This is a genomic window from Paracoccus shanxieyensis (genome assembly GCF_009711265.1).
Lineage (GTDB): Bacteria > Pseudomonadota > Alphaproteobacteria > Rhodobacterales > Rhodobacteraceae > Paracoccus > Paracoccus shanxieyensis.
In genome coordinates this window covers 135,314-153,739 of sequence record NZ_WMII01000009.1, presented here as the reverse complement: position 1 = coordinate 153,739, position 18,426 = coordinate 135,314, and the positions used below count along the sequence as shown (strand labels likewise).

Annotated in this window: 24 protein-coding genes; 18 read left to right on the top strand and 6 right to left on the bottom strand. The window is 64.0% G+C overall.

Going from position 1 to position 18,426, the window contains the following annotated elements; genetic code table 11:
- The first annotated feature begins 71 nt into the window (after nt 1-71).
- A complete protein-coding gene (locus tag GL284_RS11440) occupies nt 72-1,349 on the top strand; it encodes an ATP-grasp domain-containing protein (protein WP_036709829.1) in 1,278 nt (425 codons plus the stop codon).
- Nucleotides 1,350-1,729: 380 nt separating this feature from the next.
- Nucleotides 1,730-1,975 (top strand): hypothetical protein, encoded by a 246-nt coding sequence (locus tag GL284_RS11435; protein WP_155044756.1) that lies wholly within the window; start codon nt 1,730-1,732, stop codon nt 1,973-1,975.
- A gap of 37 nt (nt 1,976-2,012) precedes the next feature.
- On the opposite strand, the gene GL284_RS11430 is transcribed toward GL284_RS11435, so the two are convergent.
- Genes GL284_RS11430 through GL284_RS11420 form a run of 3 tightly spaced genes read right to left on the bottom strand, consistent with a single transcriptional unit; the run spans nt 2,013 to nt 5,184 of the window.
- Nucleotides 2,013-3,383, bottom strand: coding sequence for a Dyp-type peroxidase (locus tag GL284_RS11430; protein WP_155044755.1), 1,371 nt, complete (start codon nt 3,381-3,383; stop codon nt 2,013-2,015).
- Nucleotides 3,383-4,078, bottom strand: a complete 696-nt coding sequence (locus tag GL284_RS11425) for a hypothetical protein (RefSeq protein ID WP_155044754.1) — start codon at nt 4,076-4,078, stop codon at nt 3,383-3,385. Before GL284_RS11425 ends, GL284_RS11430 begins: the two co-directional genes overlap by 1 nt.
- Before the next feature lie 26 nt (nt 4,079-4,104).
- Nucleotides 4,105-5,184 carry a catalase family protein gene (locus GL284_RS11420; protein ID WP_155044753.1) on the bottom strand — a complete coding sequence of 360 codons (1,080 nt, stop codon included), beginning with the start codon at nt 5,182-5,184 and terminating at the stop codon, nt 4,105-4,107.
- Between the two features lie 140 nt (nt 5,185-5,324).
- On the opposite strand from GL284_RS11420, the gene GL284_RS11415 reads away from it, so the two are divergent.
- The 10 genes from GL284_RS11415 to GL284_RS11370 all read left to right on the top strand — a co-directional run bounded on the left by GL284_RS11415 (nt 5,325) and on the right by GL284_RS11370 (nt 13,162).
- Nucleotides 5,325-5,975: a TetR/AcrR family transcriptional regulator gene (locus GL284_RS11415; protein WP_155044752.1), complete on the top strand. Its 651-nt coding sequence runs from the start codon at nt 5,325-5,327 to the stop codon at nt 5,973-5,975.
- Between the two features lie 73 nt (nt 5,976-6,048).
- Nucleotides 6,049-6,603, top strand: coding sequence for a sigma-70 family RNA polymerase sigma factor (locus GL284_RS11410; RefSeq protein WP_155044751.1), 555 nt, complete (start codon nt 6,049-6,051; stop codon nt 6,601-6,603).
- Entirely contained in the window at nt 6,600-7,301 is a 702-nt protein-coding gene (locus GL284_RS11405) for an anti-sigma factor (protein ID WP_230383025.1), read from the top strand. Before GL284_RS11410 ends, GL284_RS11405 begins: the two co-directional genes overlap by 4 nt.
- 119 nt (nt 7,302-7,420) lie before the next feature.
- Complete coding sequence (locus tag GL284_RS11400) at nt 7,421-7,978, top strand: fasciclin domain-containing protein (protein ID WP_155044749.1); 558 nt, start codon at nt 7,421-7,423, stop codon at nt 7,976-7,978.
- A gap of 114 nt (nt 7,979-8,092) precedes the next feature.
- Nucleotides 8,093-8,854, top strand: a complete 762-nt coding sequence (locus tag GL284_RS11395) for a DUF4394 domain-containing protein (protein ID WP_155044748.1) — start codon at nt 8,093-8,095, stop codon at nt 8,852-8,854.
- Between the two features lie 159 nt (nt 8,855-9,013).
- Nucleotides 9,014-9,379, top strand: coding sequence for a DoxX family protein (locus GL284_RS11390; RefSeq protein WP_155044747.1), 366 nt, complete (start codon nt 9,014-9,016; stop codon nt 9,377-9,379).
- A gap of 135 nt (nt 9,380-9,514) precedes the next feature.
- A complete protein-coding gene (gene osmF / locus GL284_RS11385; RefSeq protein WP_230383026.1) occupies nt 9,515-10,423 on the top strand; it encodes a glycine betaine ABC transporter substrate-binding protein OsmF in 909 nt (302 codons plus the stop codon).
- The gene (locus GL284_RS11380) at nt 10,420-11,523 is read left to right on the top strand and encodes an ABC transporter permease (RefSeq protein WP_341870356.1); all 1,104 of its coding nucleotides are present in this window, start codon (nt 10,420-10,422) and stop codon (nt 11,521-11,523) included. The genes osmF and GL284_RS11380 overlap by 4 nt, the downstream gene beginning before the upstream one ends.
- Nucleotides 11,520-12,434, top strand: a complete 915-nt coding sequence (locus GL284_RS11375) for an ABC transporter ATP-binding protein (protein WP_155044745.1) — start codon at nt 11,520-11,522, stop codon at nt 12,432-12,434. Before GL284_RS11380 ends, GL284_RS11375 begins: the two co-directional genes overlap by 4 nt.
- The gene (locus GL284_RS11370; protein WP_155044744.1) at nt 12,431-13,162 is read left to right on the top strand and encodes an ABC transporter permease; all 732 of its coding nucleotides are present in this window, start codon (nt 12,431-12,433) and stop codon (nt 13,160-13,162) included. Before GL284_RS11375 ends, GL284_RS11370 begins: the two co-directional genes overlap by 4 nt.
- Before the next feature lie 48 nt (nt 13,163-13,210).
- Here the strand turns inward: GL284_RS11370 and GL284_RS11365 are convergent, their stop codons facing one another.
- Nucleotides 13,211-13,771, bottom strand: a complete 561-nt coding sequence (locus GL284_RS11365; protein ID WP_230383027.1) for a PRC-barrel domain-containing protein — start codon at nt 13,769-13,771, stop codon at nt 13,211-13,213.
- A 17-nt stretch (nt 13,772-13,788) separates the two neighbouring features.
- On the opposite strand from GL284_RS11365, the gene GL284_RS21310 reads away from it, so the two are divergent.
- The 6 genes from GL284_RS21310 to GL284_RS11340 all read left to right on the top strand — a co-directional run bounded on the left by GL284_RS21310 (nt 13,789) and on the right by GL284_RS11340 (nt 16,914).
- Nucleotides 13,789-14,046, top strand: a complete 258-nt coding sequence (locus GL284_RS21310) for a hypothetical protein (protein ID WP_196216763.1) — start codon at nt 13,789-13,791, stop codon at nt 14,044-14,046.
- A gap of 22 nt (nt 14,047-14,068) precedes the next feature.
- A complete protein-coding gene (locus GL284_RS11360; RefSeq protein WP_230383028.1) occupies nt 14,069-15,424 on the top strand; it encodes an alpha,alpha-trehalose-phosphate synthase (UDP-forming) in 1,356 nt (451 codons plus the stop codon).
- A gap of 98 nt (nt 15,425-15,522) precedes the next feature.
- Entirely contained in the window at nt 15,523-15,819 is a 297-nt protein-coding gene (locus tag GL284_RS11355) for a PRC-barrel domain-containing protein (protein WP_155044742.1), read from the top strand.
- A gap of 13 nt (nt 15,820-15,832) precedes the next feature.
- On the top strand, nt 15,833-16,072 hold the full coding sequence (locus GL284_RS11350; RefSeq protein ID WP_155044741.1) for a hypothetical protein: 240 nt from the start codon (nt 15,833-15,835) through the stop codon (nt 16,070-16,072).
- Between the two features lie 71 nt (nt 16,073-16,143).
- Nucleotides 16,144-16,326 carry a DUF3008 family protein gene (locus GL284_RS11345; protein WP_155044740.1) on the top strand — a complete coding sequence of 61 codons (183 nt, stop codon included), beginning with the start codon at nt 16,144-16,146 and terminating at the stop codon, nt 16,324-16,326.
- 81 nt (nt 16,327-16,407) lie between these two features.
- Nucleotides 16,408-16,914: a DUF892 family protein gene (locus GL284_RS11340; RefSeq protein ID WP_155044739.1), complete on the top strand. Its 507-nt coding sequence runs from the start codon at nt 16,408-16,410 to the stop codon at nt 16,912-16,914.
- A gap of 80 nt (nt 16,915-16,994) precedes the next feature.
- Here GL284_RS11340 and GL284_RS11335 read toward each other — a convergent pair whose 3' ends face one another.
- Entirely contained in the window at nt 16,995-17,888 is an 894-nt protein-coding gene (locus GL284_RS11335) for an SDR family oxidoreductase (RefSeq protein ID WP_155044738.1), read from the bottom strand.
- Nucleotides 17,889-17,927: 39 nt separating this feature from the next.
- Nucleotides 17,928-18,167 (bottom strand): hypothetical protein, encoded by a 240-nt coding sequence (locus tag GL284_RS11330; protein ID WP_155044737.1) that lies wholly within the window; start codon nt 18,165-18,167, stop codon nt 17,928-17,930.
- Between the last annotated feature and the right edge of the window lie 259 nt (nt 18,168-18,426).

Sequence of the window (18,426 nt, the reverse complement as noted above, 5' to 3'; positions counted from 1 at the left end):
GTGGGATTATTCATGGCTTACTTGGCATTTGAAGCGCGCTCGATCTTGGCGCCGCCTCGGGTTTTCCCTCGATGAACAATCCCGGCTCCAGTTCATCGAAGCGGGTTCAGGACCGCACGGACCGACTCAACAAGAACTGCTTCTGCGTTACACTGGACCTTCCATCGCTGCGCGAAGCGATGGAGCGCGAGGCCGGTGAGCCGGCATTCTTCGAGACGTTCATCCGCCCCAAGGCCCATCTGTTCTCGCACGTACCGGTGTTCCTTTCGGCCACCACCGTGGATGAGATGCGCGCCATCGCAGCGGCTGTGGAGACCACCGCCCAACTCGCGGCATACAAAGCCGCGGTCCTTTCCTGGGCGCCGGAAATCGCGCGGGCGGATCACGGTCCGATCGGGGCATTGATGGGCTACGACTTTCATCTTGGCGAAGACGGCCCCCGGCTGATCGAGATCAATACCAACGCCGGCGGGGCATTTCTCAATGCCTTTCTTGCAAGGGCGCAGCGCGCGTGTTGTGCCGAAATGGACATCCCCCCGACGCTGCTATCCTTTGAGGACGCGGCGTTCCGCATGTTCCAGAACGAATGGATTCGGCAGCGTGGAACGGGCGCGCCAGAACGCATCGCCATCGTCGACGACAATCCGCCGGAACAGTATCTTTATCCCGAATTCGTGCTCGCGCGGCAAGTTTTGGCGGCACGAGGGGTAGACGCGGTCATCGCCGACGCCGGTCACCTTAGCTACGACGATGGTCAGCTCAGCGTCGACGGAAAGACGATCGATCTCGTTTACAACCGGGTCACCGATTTCGCCTTTGATCAGCCCGAGCACAAGGCATTGCAGGAATCCTACCGTGATGGCGCGGTTGTCGTAACGCCGAATCCGCACAACCACGCGCTCCTTGCCGACAAGCGCAACCTTTCGCTTCTTTCGAATTCCGCGACACTTGAGGCATGGGGAGTCGACCCGGGGATTCGGGCCGGGCTTGCTGCCGTTCCACGCACCGTTCTGGTCAATCCCGACAACGCTGATGCACTTTGGAAATCCCGCAAGGACCTGTTCTTCAAGCCGACAGGAGGACATGGTGGCAAGGCGGTATATCGTGGCGACAAGCTGACGAAAGGAGTCTGGGCGGAGATCGCGGGAGGCGGATACGTTGCCCAGACGCTGGTCCGCCCCAGCGAGCGCATGATCAAGATCGACGAGACACCCCAGAGGCGCAAAATGGACGTGCGACTGTATACCTATGATGGGCAGGTGCTTCTGGTGGCCGCGCGCCTTTATCAAGGCCAGACCACAAATTTCAGGACGCTAGGGGGTGGGTTCGCGCCGGTGTTCGTGATCTGAAGCGAGAGTTGTTGGGATCTTGTATAATGAAATCAATACCTTAAGGTGGAGAAGGTTGGACGTCAGACCCATCCCCTCCGCCATATACATCTCTAGCCTTGCACAGCATATCCGACCTCAGGCCTTTACAGGTTACGACTATGGCCGCACCACAAGCAACAGATCCTACGTTTTTTTCATCAAGATCTCGCCAGAGATGATGCAGTCATCACGTTCAAGGATCTCATATGCACACACTATGCAACAACCAGAGCACATGCGAATTCAGTCTATCCGCTTGGTGGCATTGCCTCCCGTCATTGCCGGCTCGCAGCCTCGGATAAGGCATTTTTTGGGATTAAATAACGCCTGAGCAAGATTCGGCTAAGCTGGACACCGCGTTGAAATACCTGCGCGATCAAGGCATGGACGTTGCGCTGCTTCGAAAGATGCACCAGAGCAATACTGAAACATTCGGCGCAGCCATCAGTTACCGACATGGTAACCCGTACCGCGTCTTTAACGGACCGAATATTACATATCACAGGCGCCTATTGTTTGTGGCCGCCGAGCATTGGCGGACCGGGACTGGTTTTCAGGAACTGACCGAGGCAGCAATCGAGCGCTTTGACGTCAGCGCTCGATAAAAGCCCCATCCACCGGCACACAGCCACGCCCCACCAATCACCAGCGCCCTGCAGCGATCCACTGCAATCCGGTCAGAGAGGGCATGAACAGGTATTCGCCGCCGCGCAGGCGGTTGAAGGTGGTCACGCCGTTCACGCGTTGGCGGGCGGGGTCTTTCGGGATGGTGAAACTGCCCGGCTTGTCGTGCAGGCCGACGATCGGGTCGCGCTCCTCGGCCAGATCGATGAAATTGCCGCGATTGACCCATTCCTGCTGCAGAAACTCGATCGTGTCATAGGCGCGCGCGCTGATGAAGATGAAGAAGATGCCGCGCTGATCATCGCCATCGTCCCTGGCGGTCACATCCGGCGTCCATTTCGGACCGAAGGTCGATGACCGACGGATGATGCGGTGAATGTTCACATCGGTCAGGATGGTCAGTTGGCTGTCGCGCGGGTTCATGCGCCGCATATGGCTGGCGTGGGGACAGACAAGCCCCGCCGCGTCATCCTTGAACGAGAAATCGTTGCTGCGCTGCGGATCTGCCCCCAGCGCCTCGTCGTCATGGTCGGGCGACAGCGGCAGCGGCGCACCCGAGCGCCAGCGTCCGAACATCTTGGCGGCCAGCTTATGCTGCGCTTCCTCGCCCTCGGCATGGGCGCGAAGGAAATCATTGAACGCGCCGACCCGGCTGTCATATTTCCGCAGCACCACGAAACTGCCATTGCGGCCAAGTGCCTCGGGCTGCGGGATCGACAGCGGCGCGCCGGTCTCACTGTTTTCGCCAAGGATGAACTCGCCCGGCGCAATGGCGCGTTCCTGTCCCGGCTGCGGCTCGACCCCCGCGCCCGCCACCGTCGGCTGCGAGATCGAATCGCGAAAGCCGAACGGGTTCTTGGCTTCGGCATCGGCGCCGAATTCATGCGTGCCGACCAATGTCACGCCGCTCGAGGCGCGATATTCGCCCATGGCCTTTTCGACCGCGATATCCAGCCGGTCCTTGTCGACGGCATAGATGGTCAGCGCGATGTGGCAGTGATCGTCGCGATAGGCGTCCTCCCAGTCCTGAGGGGCGTTTTCGCCGAAGTCGCGCAATTGCTCGGCGCGTTTGGCCATGCCCTGCTGGAACGCCAGCGGAAAGGTTTTCAACGAGGCCTCGGGCACCCCCAGCGCCTTCAGCCCGGCATGGCTGATGGCAACGCCGGTCCATGCCTCCAGATCCTCGGTCCATGTCCCGGCCGAGGGGATGTGCTGGGCCAGACGGCCAAGCAGGGCGCGCCCGCCCTCGGCCTCATCGACATGCAGCATGGCGTGGATGCCGACATAGGGCTCGGGCCGGGACCGCAGGATCAGCGCCTGAATGTCGTCCAGTTGCAGCGTCACGCGATCTGGCCGAAAGCGGTCGCGAATCTTTTCAAGCAGGGACATCAGTAATCCACCCCATGCGGTTTCGAGATCGCGGCCGACAGCTTGGTCAGCGCCGCGCGGGTGGCGGGGTCGGCCTCGGCATTCTCGGCCATGGTATCCAGAAACGCGTCCAGCGCATGCGACATGCGCTGCAGGCGGCGCACATCGACCACTGTCACCTGCGGATTGGCGACAAACCACGCGGCGGCGTCGATCTGGTGGCTGGCGATGAAATCCTTGACATCGGGCGAGGCGATGCCGGGCCAGCCTTCGACATTGGCAAACAGCAGATCCATCAGATCCGGGATCTTGGTCGCGAAATCGTTGATATAGGTGTCCCAGTCGCCGTCATAGGCGGTGGCAAACAGGATCTTGGTGTTGTTTTCCAGAAACACGAAGCGCATGTCATGCAGCGTCGAGACCTTCTGCGCGCCGTCGAAGCTGCCGCCCGTCAGATCGAAGATGCGCCGCATCCGTTCGGCCGCACCCGGCTTCAGATCGGCGATCACCGTCAGCTCCGAGACATTGCCCGACTGGCGGCCCGCGCGGCCTGCGGATTTCGAGCTGCCCTTCAGATCAGGCTCATGCTGCCGGATCAGCTTGTTGATGGCGTCTTTCGCCAGCGTCGGTGCGTCAGCGGCGATTTCCGCGGCAACGCGCCGGAATTCGGCCAGCCGGGTTTCATGCTCAAGACGGGGGTCTGTGGTATCGACCATGGCGTCAGTCCTTTTCTTGGGGTCGGTCAGTCGGCGATTTCAGCCAGCGAGTCCGGCTCGCGCCGCTCAAGCGCGTTCAGCCGGTGTCGCAGCGCCGATGAGGATTCGTAGGCGGCCTTGCGGATGCGCATGATGCCCCCCAGGGGCCGATGCGCCGCCACGCCGTTCCACGGGTTGAAGGCAAGGTGGTCATCGCCCTGCACCTGCCGCGGCGGCGAATAGCTGTCCTGCGGATCGAAGTGCAGCGTAGCGATGACACGATGCGGCGAGATTTCGGGATCCCACAGGATCGCGGCATCCTCGACAGGCATCGCCTTTGGATCGGTGCAAAGCTGCGCGCGCAGTTCATAGGTTGCGCCGCGCGTGCTGAACCAGTCGGTGATCGCATCGCGCATCGCCGAATAGCCGCCCTTGACCTGCTGGCCGGTCAGTTCGGCCACCTCGCCCGTGGGGGCAATCGACAGCTTGGCCAGATAATCGCCATAGCGCAGCGCCGCCTGCGTGTGAAACGTCTCGCCCAGCGGGTGGCCCTGATCGCGGGCCAGACCGTCCAGCGTCGCATTGGCCCGTCCGCCCAAGGCCTCGACCGCGCCCTTGACGCCGCGCGCGGCCGCCGCGGCAAGCTGTTGCACCACGTCAGGCGCGGCGGATTTCGATTCCAGCAGACCCAGCAATTGATCGTATTTCGCAATGGTCCCGAAGGCGAGCGTCGGGAAATTCACCATCAGGACATCCTGATTGCTGCCGCCCAGTTCGGGGGTCAGCCGTTCACCCTGAACCCCGATGATCTTGGTGGCAAAGCCATGCGGCTGCGGGATGGCATCGCTGTGGATATCGCTGGCGGCGGATGAGATGCGCGAGACGATCTCATGCGTGCGCGGCTGGGCAAAGATGCCCTGCGCCAGTTCGGGCGGCAGATCGGCAAGGATGGTCAGCCGACCCTTGATGACCGCATGGCTTTTGGCATGGGCATCGCGATGGGCGTGGCGATGGCGTTCGGCGTCGGCTGCCTGCTTGGCGGCCATGCGCGCCACGATCTCGCGGGTCAGCTTGTCTTCATCGGGTTGCGTGGTTTCGATGGCTTCGCTGTATCGGACGGGTTGCATTCCATACTCCGGCGGCTGTCTCGGATTTAACATATCAACCGATATTTGAGTTTCATCCCGGACCGATTTCCCTTGCGTCAACTGCGCAGGGGCGCAGGCATTCTATTGTAAAAGACAACGACCGGCGTCATGTCTGCGGGATGGAAAATCCCCGCAGTCCGACCCTGCCCGCCCGCACCCGACGCGAAATGCAGGCCGAAACCCGCGCCCGGCTGATGCAGGCCGCGCTGCAGATCATTGCCGCGCGCGGCGTGGCCGCAGCCTCAATTCGCGGCATCTGCGATGCGGCAGGATTTTCGCAAGGCGCGTTCTATTCCAACTTTGCCAGCAAGGACGATCTGCTGATCGCGCTGATCCAGGACCACATGGCCGGGCTGGTCGACGATCTGGATCGGACCATCGCCCAGACCGAGGGGCTGTCCTTGCAAGACAGCCTGGCACTGGTGCTGCCGAAATTCACCACGCTGGCGCAGATGCCCGCCGCGTCTGTCGTCGTGGTCGAGCTGCATCTGCATGCCCGCCGCAGCCCGTCTTTTGCCAAGCGCTTCGCTCCGGTGCGGCAGGCCTATCAGGCGCAGTTCACGCGGATCACCCAACACCTGATCGCGCGGCATGACCTGCGGCCCAGCGTCCCTGCCCCGCAGATCGCATGGGCAATGACGGCCTTCTGGTCGGGCGCGGTCACGCAAGCGGCCCCCGACGAGGCGACGGGGTTCGAGGCGCTGATGGCACGGCTTTTCGAAAGCCTGACCGGCGCGGCGGACCAGACGCCCAAGACGACGCGCGCCTGAGCTTTGCCCATCCCTCTCTTGCGTCCGGGGCCGCCGCGTCGCAAGCTGCCCGCGCGAACAGGCCGGAGCCAAGATGACTTCTGAACATGCCCGACACGAGATCTCGGACCTGATCCTGCGTGTCGCTCAACGGGACCGTCTGGCCTTCGACACTTTGTATACCGCGACTTCGGCGAAACTTTTCGGCACCTGCCTTCGTGTCTTGAAAGACCGGGCCGAAGCCGAGGAAGCCGTGCAGGAGGTATTCGTCAAGATCTGGCTGAAGGCCGACCGGTTCGCGGTGACCGGCCAAAGCCCGATGTCCTGGCTGATTGCCATTGCCCGGCATCAGGCCATCGACCGGCTGCGGGCGCGGCGCGAAACCGCCTCGGCACTGGAGGACGGCGCGCTGCAGATCCGCGATCCCTTGCCCGGCCCCGAGGCTCAGGCAGTCGCCGCAGGTCAGCGCCGCCAGCTGGACGGCTGCCTGCAGGAACTTGAGGACGAGCGGGCGAATGCCGTGCGCGCGGCCTATCTGGACGGCGACAGCTATGCCGATCTGGCGGCGCGCCACGATGTGCCGTTGAATACGATGCGAACATGGCTCAGGCGCAGCCTGATGCGGTTGAAGGAGTGTCTGCAGCGATGAGCGACACCGATCTTGATGACCTGACCCAAGGTGGCGACGATCTTCTGGCCGCCGAATTCGTGCTGGGCGCGCTGCCCGTGGCCGAACAGGCCGTGCTGGCCCGCAGGGCGGAAACCGATCTGGCCTTTGCCCGGCTTGTGGGCGAATGGGAAGAGCGGCTGAGCCCGCTGGCCGATGGCATCGTGCCGCAGGACCTGCCGCCCGCCATCAAGGACGCGCTGAACCTGCGGCTGTTCGGTCAGCCCGTGCGCGCGCCCGGTCTGTGGTCGCGGCTTGCGCTGTGGCGCGGAATTGCGGGCGTGGCGACGGCGGCCTTTCTGCTGGCGGTGGCTTTGCCCGGCCTTCAGCCCACCCTGCCCGCCGATCGCCTTGCGGCCTCGCTGACGGCGCAGGACAGCGGCGTGACCTATCTGGTCGTCTACGATTCCGCGACGGGCAGCGTCAGCCTTGCGCATATGACGGGCGATCCGGTCGCCGGGCGCGACTTCCAGCTTTGGGTGGCGCGGGGATCCGAGGCGCCGGTCTCGCTGGGGGTGATCCCGGCGGGGGTGTCCACACGGGTCGAGGTCTCGGACCAGATCCGCGCGCTGATGACCAATGCCGCGCATATGGCGATCAGTCTGGAACCGCCCGGAGGCTCGCCCACCGGGCAGCCGACCGGGCCGGTTCTGGCCGTGGGCGACCTGCTGGACATCTGATCCCGAAAGAAAATGCGGCCCCGTGCGAAAAAAATCGCCGGGGCTGAAACTTTCCCGAAACGCCATCCGTGACTTCTTCCGTCTCCCGATCACCGGGCGACATTTCGGGAGGATCCCAGATGAAGACCTTTGCCAAAGCCATCTTCGCAGGCTGTTTCGCGTTGGCCACCGCAGGCGCGGCGCTGGCGCAGGACAATCCCATGGTCGGCGGTGCCGCCATGTTCGCCGACAAGAACATCGTCGAAAACGCCGTGAACTCGGCCGATCACACCACGCTGGTCGCCGCTGTTCAGGCCGCCGGACTGGCCGAGACCTTGCAGGGGCCGGGCCCCTTCACCGTCTTTGCCCCCACCAATGAAGCCTTTGCCGCCCTGCCCGCCGGGACGGTCGAAACGCTGCTGAAGCCCGAGAACAAGGCAGCCCTGACCAAGGTGCTGACCTGCCATGTGGTCGCGGCCAAAGCCATGGCCGCCGATGTGCAGAAAATGGTCGCCGATGACGGCGGCAAGCATGTCATCGACACCGTCGGCGGCTGCAAGATCACCGCCGAGGTCAAGGACGGCATGGTGATGCTGACCGACGAAAACGGTGGCATGGCCACTGTCACCATTGCCGATGTCGTGCAATCGAATGGCGTGATCCACGTCATCGACAAAGTTCTGCTGCCGAAGGGCTGATTTCCCTCCGGCACAGCCCGGGCCGTATCTCGCGCGGTCTTTCCCTCCCGCACGGATACGGTCCGTCATCGCCGGGATCTCCGGCAAAAACCCAACCAAAGAAGGAATTTTTCCATGAATGCGATCAAATCCGTTGCCGCTGGCCTGCTGATCTCGGCCATTGCCGCCCCCGCCATGGCGGCCACGGTCGTCGGCCTGTCGGGCGATAATGAATTGCACTGGCTGGACACCGAAAGCTGGACCCGCACCGGCGGCGTCACCGTTTCGGGCGTCGAAGGCCGGCTTCTGGGCATCGACGTGCGCCCGGCGGACGGGATGCTGTATGGCGTCTTTGCCGATGGCACGCTGGCCACCATCGACCCGCAGACGGGCATGGCCACCAAGGTCAGCACGCTGGCCACGAAACTGGCCGATGGCGTGTCGGCCACGGTTGATTTCAACCCGGTCGCCGACAAGCTGCGCGTCATGGGCAGCGACGGCACCAGCCTGCGCGTCACCGTCGACACCGGCGAAGTGGTGACCGATGGCAGCCACGCCTATGCCGATGGCACCTCGCCCAATGTGATCGCCGGGGCCTATACCAATTCCCATGCGGGCACGGAAAAGACCCAGCTGTTCAACATCGACGGCAAGGCCGGCTGGCTGGTGCTGCAGCATCCGCCGAATGACGGCACGCTGAACGCCGTGGGCGATATCGGCGTCAAGCCGACCGAGGCCGGGTTCGACATCGCCTCGGACGGTCAGGGCGGCAATGCGGCATGGCTGGTGGTGGATGGCGGCTTCCATTCCGTCAACCTCGAGACTGGCGCGACCACCGAGGTCGGCAAGATCGACGGCGCCAATGTGCGCGACATCGCCATCCTGCCCGCGATGTGACCTGACGCGGCGGTGCGCCACGTGCCCGTCGCCTGACCCTACGGCATGGCCGCGGCCCGGGAACAAAGCCCGGGCCGCGTTCGTTGCAAGGCCTTGGGCCGTGGCAGGATCCACGCCATCCCGCAGACCCAAGCATCCCCATCACGAACCGAGGGCAGAATGAGCGATTTCCTGAACCTTCTGGGCCGCAGCCTGATCGCGCTGCTGTTCATCGGCGGCGCGGTCCAGAAGCTGACTGACCCCGCGCCGGTCAAGCAGATGCTGCAATCCGTTCACATGCCCGCCTTTGCGGTCTGGCCGCTGGCGCTGTTCAACCTGATCGCCGGGCTTGCGCTGGTCTTTGGGCCGGGCGTCAAGACCTGGGCCATCGTGCTGGCGCTTTACTGCATGATGACCAGCTATTTCCATTGGCAGCTGCGCGCAGACCCGTGGCAGATGACGATCTTCGTCAAGAACTGGGCCATCGCGGGCGGGCTGCTGATCCTTGCTGCGCAGGGCCCGGGCAACTGGGTCTGGCGCGGCTGACGCCCGGGATGTTCCAAGACAAACTTTATCAATGAACCCCGAAGCCGATTGGGACGTTTGGCGACACGCGGTCGTGATCGGGTTTGGAACACAGCAGGCCGCAGCATGTCGTCGATGGGACCAAGGGGAACTGCCATGAAACACGGATTGCTGTCGGCGACAGTCGCGCTGCTCTTTGCTGCAAGCACAGCACAGGCTCAGGTCGTCGTCTCGTCGAAAATCGACACCGAGGGCGGCGTCATCGGATCGCTGATCCTTGCCGTTCTGGACAATGCCGGGATCCAGACGGAAAACCGCCTGCAACTGGGCGCGACCCCCGTGGTCCGCCAGGCCATCATCGCCGGTGAGATCGACATCTATCCCGAATATACCGGCAATGCGGCCTATTTCTTCAACCGCGCCGATGAGCCGATCTGGAAGGACCCGGACGCCGCCTATCAGACGGCCAAGGAACTGGACCAGCAGGCCAATCGCATCGTCTGGCTGACCCCCGCGCCCGCCAACAACACATGGGGCATCGCCCTGCGCGAGGATCTGGCCAAGGCGCAAGGCATCACCACGTTCAGCCAGTTTGCCGAATGGGTCAGGAATGGCGGCGATGTGAAGCTGGCGGCCTCGTCCGAGTTCGTGAACTCGGCCCCGGCCTTGCCCGCCTTTCAGGCGGCCTATGGTTTCACGATGAAGCCCGAACAGCTTGTCGTCCTGTCGGGTGGCGATACCGCCGCAACCATTCAGGCGGCGGCGAATGGCACCAGCGGCGTGAACGCGGCCATGGTCTATGGCACGGATGGCGCCATTCCCTTTGCCAATCTGCGCGTGCTGCAAGACGACCGCGCGGCCCAGCCGGTCTATCAGCCGACCGCGATCATCCGTCAGGACGTGCTGCAGGAAAACCCGCAGATCGCCGATCTGCTGAAGCCGGTGTTTCAGGCCCTGACGCTTGAGGAATTGCAAAAGATGAATGGCCGCGTGCAGGTCGAAGGCATCCCCGCCGCCGATGTGGCGCAAGAGTTCCTGACCTCGCATCAGCTTCTGGCCAAGTGAACCGCGTCGGGCTGGCCATGGCGGTTCCGCTGGCCTTGGGGCTGGCGCTGCCCTTGGCCAGTTTCAGGCCGAACCGCATCGCGGCCGGGGAAAGCCATTATCTGCTGGCTTTGCATCCCTTGGCCGCCGTGCTGCTGGCGGGCTTTGCGCTGGCGGTCATCGTCCTGCGCCGCAAAACCGTGCTGCCGCTGGCCGCCATCCTGCTGTGGCTGGCGCTGATGGGCTGGGTTGCGCGCGATCTGGCACTGGGGGCTGCCGCCTATGCCCGCGTCACGCCGGGGCCGGGCTTCTGGAGCGTGCTGGTGGCCATGCTGATCCTGCTGGTCGATGCGCTGGCCCATCAGCGCCCCGGCCCGCTGCTGCGCCTTGGCATTCTGGCGGGCATGGCCGCGGCGATCCTGCTGATGCTGCATGGCGGGCTGTGGGACAGCGTGTCCTATATGCAAGAATATCGCAGCCGCAGTGCCAGTTTCTGGCGCGAGGCCCGGACCCATCTGACCCTTGCGCTGGGCTCGTTCGCGGCGGCGACCGTGGCGGGCTTTGTCATCGGCGCGCTGGCGCATCGCCTTGCATCCCTGCGCGCGCCGGTGGTGGGCGTGCTGACGCTGATCCAGACGATCCCGTCGATTGCGATGTTCGGGATGCTGATGCTGCCCTTGGGCTGGCTTGCGGCGCAGATCCCGGCGCTTGGCATCAGCGGCATCGGCATGGCCCCGGCCTTTGTCGCGCTGTTTCTGTATGCGCTGCTGCCGATGGTGGCGAATACGCTGGCGGGCCTGTCGGCCGTTCCCGCCAATGTGACCGAGGCCGCGCGCGGCATGGGCATGACCGGCCCGCAGCGCTTCGTCCAGATCGAGCTGCCGCTGGCCTTGCCGATCCTGCTGACCGGGGCAAGGATCGTGCTGGTGCAGAATATCGGCCTTGCGACCGTCGGCGCGCTGATCGGCGCCGGGGGCTTTGGCACCTTCGTGTTTCAGGGGCTGGGGCAGACGGCCTCGGATCTGATCCTGCTGGGTGCCTTGCCGACCGTCGCGCTGGCCTTTGCCGCAGCGGTGGTCTTTGACGCGGTGATCGAGATGACAGGCCGGGGGCGGACATGATCGAGTTGCGGCAGCTTTCCAAATCCTATGGCTCGGAAAAGGCGGTGGATGGTGTCTCGCTGGACGTGCCGCGTGGGACGATCACGGCCATCGTCGGCACCTCGGGGTCGGGCAAGTCGACGTTGCTGCGGCTGGTGAACCGGCTGATCGTGCCCGATCATGGTCAGGTCGTGATCGACGGGCAGGATGCGGCGCGGCTGCCGCAGGCAGATCTGCGCCGCCGCATCGGCTATGTCATTCAGGATAACGGCCTGTTTCCGCACTGGACCGCCGCGCGCAATATCGGCACGGTGCCGCGGCTTCTGGGCTGGGATGCACCCCGCATCGCCAGCCGCGTGGCGGAACTGCTGGAGCTGTTGCAGCTGCAGCCGCAGATCGCCAGCCGCTATCCGCATGAACTGTCGGGCGGACAGGCGCAGCGTGTGGGGGTGGCCCGCGCGCTTGCGGCGGATCCCGATGTCTTGCTGATGGACGAACCCTTTGGCGCGCTGGATCCGGTGGTGCGCAAACGCGCAAGGCAGGATCTGCGGGCGCTGCAACAGCGCATCGGCACCACGATCCTGCTGGTCACGCATGACATGGATGAGGCGATCGGGCTGGGCGATCAGATCGCCGTCATGCGCAACGGCCGGATCGAGCAATGCGACACCCCCGCCCGCATCCTTGCCGATCCCGCCACGCCCTTCGTCCGCGATCTGGTCGGCGAAGGCCAGCGCGCCTTTCGCTATCTGTCGATCCAGACCGTCGCGAGCCTGCGCGAAAGCGGCCAGATTGCGGGCACGGCCCTGCCGCCGGAGACGCCGCTTTCGACCGCGCTGGAACAGATGCTGTGGACCGGCTGCGACATGCTGCCCATCGCGGGTGGCGGCGTCATCCGGCGCGATGCCATCCTGAAAGCCGCGCAAGGATGAGCCGCTGGCTGACCCCGCTGCTGGCGGCCGTAGTCGCGGCGTTTCTGTTGCGCCCGCAGCTTTTCGCGCCGCTGCTGGCGCCGATTTCGGCCGGGGGGCCTGCGATCTATGACCGCGCCTCGCTGCTGGCGCTGACCGTATCGCATCTTGGCATCGTGCTGATGGCGATCCTGCCCGCCACGTTGCTGGCCATCGGCTGCGCCGTGCTGGTCACGCGCAGATCGGGGGCCGAGTTCCTGCCGCTGTCGCGCGCCATCGTGGGCTTCGGCCAATCCTTCCCGCCGCTGGCCGTGCTGGCGTTGACGGTTCCGGTGCTGGGTTTCGGGACATGGCCGACGGTGGTGGCGCTGTTTCTGTATGCCCTGTTGCCGATCTTTGAAAACGCGCTGGCGGGCTTGCAGAACATCCGCCCGAATATCCTTGAGGCGGCGGATGGCGCAGGCATGCGCCCCGCGCAGCGCATCCGCCTTGTGGAACTGCCGCTGGCCGCGCCGCTGATCCTTGAGGGCGTGCGCATCGCGGCCATCGTGTCGCTGTCGACGGCGACCATCGGCTCGACCGTCGCGGCAAAAGGGCTGGGCGAGGTCATCATTGCCGGGCTGAACGCGCAAAATTCGGCCTTTGTCGTGCAGGGCGGGCTGCTGACCGGGGCCTTGGCGGTGCTGATCTCGCAAGTGTTCAGCCTGCTGATCCGGCGGCTGGATGTCCGCACGCATCGGAATGAATGAAAGGCGCGGCTGAACACCGCGCCTTTCCCTGGTCATCGCAGGGCTGGATCAGCCGTTGACCCATTCAAAGGCCGGGGCGTTTTCCAGCGCCGCACGGTCCGCCTTGAAGACGATGAAGTAATCGTTCTCGCTGTCGCCATCGCGGATCACGTCAAGCTGGTCCTTGGCCACTGCCACGGACTTTTCGCCCATGCCAAGGAAGCCGCCGATATCGACCAGAACGGCCTTGACCTGACCATCCGCGCCGATCACCAGATCGCTGATCTCACCGACATCATCCCAATCCGCATCGACCTCATTCATCGGAGCGGTGGTATCGACATCGGCTTCGGAGACATACAGACGCTTGCCGATGAAGGTCTCGGCGGACATGTCCCCGGCCATGCCGGTATACCCAAAGCCCGCAGCGGTCGCGGCGGTGTCGGTCATCGGCGTTGCCGCCCCAGCGCCCGCACCATCCGCCGCAGCCGGGGCGGTCTCCGTGCCGGCGGGCATCGTCGCAGGCGCCTCGGTGGTTGCGGCGGGCGGCGTGGTTTCGGTCGCGGTCTGGGCAAATGACGGAGCCGCAAGCATGGCAACAAGGGTGGTCGAAAGAAGTAGTCTGCTCATTTTGAACTCCTGTTTCATTGTCCGGCCATCCGCAGCCGGTTGAGCAAAAAACAGGCAAAAGCCCTGAACTGTTCCACGAAAACTTAACAGATAAGCAAATTTTAAGTGATGACCCCGCTGCTGCAGCCATTCGCTTAACAAAGGATGATCCATGCTGCGGCGCAGGAACAACTGCTGGCCCGGCCGGTTTACCTGATGCGCCAACGGTGGCGATTTTTCCGAGAGAACAAGATGGCAGGACGGCTGATTGTGGTTTCCAACCGCATTCCGACTGACGACAACGTGTCAGGCGGTCTGATGGTCGCGCTTCACGACGCATTGGGCTATTCGGGCGGTATCTGGATCGGTGCGCATTCGGAAACCAGCGAAAACACCGATGATATCGTGGATCTGGGCGGCACGGCCTATCGCAAGCTGGCCTTTCGCCTGACCGATGAGGAATTGCAGAATTATTACCTTGGCTATGCCAATTCGGTGCTGTGGCCGCTGTGCCACCGGCGCGGCGATCTGGTCGAGATGAACTCGGATTATCAGGCGGCCTATCGCCGGGTGAATGCGCGGGTGGCGCGCATCCTGTCGCAGGTGATCCAGCCCGACGATATCGTCTGGGTGCATGACTATCACTTCCTGCCTTTGGGCGCGGAAATGCGGCGCCTGGGTGTGACGAACCGGGTCGGGTTCTTTCTGCATGTCCCCTTTCCCTCACTGGGGGATCTGTCGGTGCTGTCGCAGCCGCAGGAATTCGCCGCCGATCTGGCCAGCTACAATCTGATCGGCCTGCAGACCCGCGCCGATGTGGCCCGCTGCCTTGAGATGTATCGCGCCGATCCCCGGGCGGAATTCATGAATGACGGCAGCATCAAGTTTCTGGACCGCATCACCTCGGTCCGGTCCTTCCCCATCGGCATCGACACCAAGGGCTTCGCGCTTGAGGCGCAGCAGAACGAACAGCCCTTCGGCAAGCAGGCGCCGGAAACCTTCCTGATCGGGGTGGACCGGCTGGATTATTCCAAGGGGCTGCCGAACCGCTTCAAGGGCTTCGCCGCCTATCTGCAACGCCGCCCGGATGGCAGCCAGCCCTGCCTTGTGCAGATCGCGCCGCCGACGCGCGAAAAGGTGCGCGCCTATCAGGACATCACCCGCGAGCTGGAAGAGATCGCCGGTCACGTCAATGGCTCATTCGCCGAACTGGACTGGACGCCGCTGCGCTATATCCACCGCTCGGTGCCACGCGCGCGTCTGGCGCGGCTTTATCGCAAGGCCAGGGCCTGTCTGGTCACCTCGCTGGCCGATGGCATGAACCTTGTCGCCAAGGAATATGTCGCGGCGCAGGATCCCGAGGATCCGGGCGTGCTGATCCTGTCGCGTTTCGCTGGCGCGGCCGAGGACATGACGCAGGCCGTGCTGATCAACCCCTATGACATCGAGGACATTGCCCGCGCCATCGACGTGGCGCTGGCCATGCCGCTGGCGGAACGCAAGGCCCGCAACGCCGCGCTGTTGCAGGTGGTCGAGGCGACGGATGTATCAGTCTGGTCGCAGAACTTCCTGCGCGTGCTGAAGGCATGTCCGGCCGATTTCGACTTCGCGCCGTTCTTTCCTGAAGACACGCCCGCGCCCGCCCGCGACATCGCCAAACTGGACGTGGCCTGACCCCGGCAAGGCCCCGCCGGTGCAAATCAACATATTTTGCATCGGGGAACATGGCGCGCGGTCAGCCGTTGATCCCGGACACCATGCAGGAGGAGATCATGGACCATACGAACCACACCCGCCTGAATGAAACCCAACTGACCGAAGACACGCTGCAAGGCGCCACGATCTATGGCCCCGGCGACGAAAAGATCGGCTCGGTCAGCCATGTCCATGGCGCGGGCGCGGATGCCAGCGTCGTCATCGACGTGGGCGGCTTTCTGGGCATCGGCGCGAAACCCGTGGCCGTGCCCGTGCGCCAGCTTGATTTCATGACCGATGAGCATGGCGAGGTTCACGCGGTATCCAGCTGGACCAAGGATGAGCTGAAAGCCATGCCCGAACATCATCATTAAGCCGAGACCAGCCATGCAAGATCGCAAATCCGACGAACAGCGCGTGCCCGCGCAGCAGTCCGAACAGGACCGCAGCTATCCCGAAGGGATGGACCGCGAACGCAGCCAGCCCGATCACGACCAGACCACCCGCCCCTCGCAGCGCAAGGATGACGGGGGCAATGCGCGGATCGACACGCCGACCACCAGCAGGCAGCCGCAATATCACGGCACCGATGCCTCGGGCGCGGCCAGCGGCGATCCGACCGAATAGGCACTGCCGCAGCCCGTCATCCGACCGGGGCGGGCTGCGTATCATCTGGATCTGCAAGCGGGAGACCGTTCATGGAAGCCAAATCCAAGGCCCAGCAGAAAGCAGCCGGTGCCGCATTGTCGGCAAAACGCGGCGACAGCAAGAAATCCGACCTGCGCGGCGCATCCAAGGAAATGTTCGACTCGATGACCGAGGGCGAACTTGCCGACATGGCCAGCACGAAGCGCAAGGGCAAGCCCGAGCGCAAGACCTGACCCGATCACGAAGAACCGCGTTCGGCGGAACATCCTGCCGCGCCGGCCGTTGATGTGACACAAGACCGAAAGGACATGATGATGACCATCAAGAACCTCGAAGATCTTTACCGCGACCAGTTACAAGACCTGCATTCCGCCCTTGGTCAATCCATGGCCGTCGTCGGCGAGATGGGTCAGGCCGCCAGCAATTCCGACCTTGCCGACGCGCTGATCGCAGGCCAGCAGGGCATTGCCAAAGGCATCGAGACCCTGGCCAGCCTGTGCGCCGAAAACGGCGTCGATCCGAATGGCGAACATTGCAAGGGCATGGAAGGCATCGTGGCCGAGGCGCGCAAACACGCGCTGGACACCAAGTTCGCCGACGAGGATGCGCAGGACGCGGCGATCATCACGCAATATCAGCGCATGGCGCATTATGCGATCGCGGGATATGGCTGCGTGCGCACCTTTGCCAACCGGCTGGGCCATGACGCCCAAGGCGCGCGGTTGCAGGAAGAACTGGACCAGACGCATGGCGGCGACAAGCACATGACCCAACTGGCCGAGGGCGGCATCAACGCGGCCGCCATGACGCCTGCCGAGTAAGATCCTGTTGCCCTGACGGATGCAGACAAGCCGCCCCTTGGGCGGCTTGTTTCATGTCCGCATGCAGGTAATCCGCCGGTTCAGGCGATGCCCGCGCCGCCGGTCACGCCATAGACCTCGCCGGTGATGAAACTGGCCTCGGGACTGGCCAGCAGCACATAGACCGGCGCCAGTTCGACCGGCTGGCCGGGGCGACCAAAAGCCGAGTTCTGGCCGAAATTGCGCACCTTGCGCGTGGGTTGCCCACCCGAGGGTTGCAGCACTGTCCAGACCGGACCGGGCGCCACGACATTCACCCGGATGCCGCGCTCGATCATCTGCTGCGCCAGCGCCTTGCTATAGGCGACGATCCCGGCCTTGGTCGTGGCGTAATCCAGAAGGATCGCCGAGGGATCATAGGCCTGAACCGAGGCGGTGGTGATGATCGCGCTTCCGGCGGGCATATGCGACACCGCCGCCTGCGCGATCCAGTGCAGCGCGTAAAGATTGGTCTTCATCGTGCGGTCGAAATCGTCGGTGGAAAGCTGCGTCAGATCGGTGCGAAACTGCTGGCGCGCGGCATTGATGACCAGAATGTCCAGCCCGCCCAGATCCTGCACGGCGCGGTCGACCAGCTTGCGGCACCAGTTTTCATCCGTGATGTCGCCGGGCAGCAGCACCGCCTTGCGGCCCTCGGCGCGGATCAGATCGGCTACCTCGGCGGCGTCCTCGGCCTCGCTTTCCAGAAAGGAGATCGCGACATCCGCCCCTTCGCGCGCATACGCGATGGCGGCGGCGCGACCGATGCCGGAATCGCCCCCGGTGATCAGCGCCCGCTGGCCCCGCAGCTTGCCCGCGCCCTGATAGCTGGTTTCGCCGTGATCGGCGGGCGGGTCCAGCCTGGCCACGATGCCCGGCGCGGGTTGTTCCTGCGAGGGAAAGGGCGGTTGCGGATAAAGGCTGCGGGGATCGCTCAGTTCGGGACGGTCGGCCATGTCGTCGGGCTCCTGCTTTGGGTGTTTCGGTCGGCGCGGTCAGTCGTCGCGGAAGACGCGCTTGCGGATGGCGGCTTCGATCGGCTCGTCTGCGGCCTGCGTTTCGACATCGGCCTGCAGGATGCGCACGGCCAAGGCCGACAGGGCGGACCAGATCTCATATCGGGACCATCCCGCAGCCTCGGCCTGATCGGCCAGTTCCAGCGCCGCGATCTCGATCGCGTCGGCGCAATCATTGTCGCGGTCGTCATAGGGGCCAAGATTTTTCGGCGCGTGCATGGCTTTCCATTCTCCTGCCTTCGGTCGGTCTTGCGCATCGGCCCTGACCGCTGGCCGAGCATGTCCCGACAAGGCTGGGTCCCGCCCGTTCTCAACCGATGGTGGTCATGGACAAAAGCCCGGCTGGGGCTGGGAAGTTCCTGACCGGCAGGCGATGTTAACATTTACTAGGTGCGGCTTCGGTCCCACGCCGCGGGCAAATTTCCACGCAGGCGGAACTCACGCGGCTGTGACCGCTTGTGTTCGGGTGATCGTATGG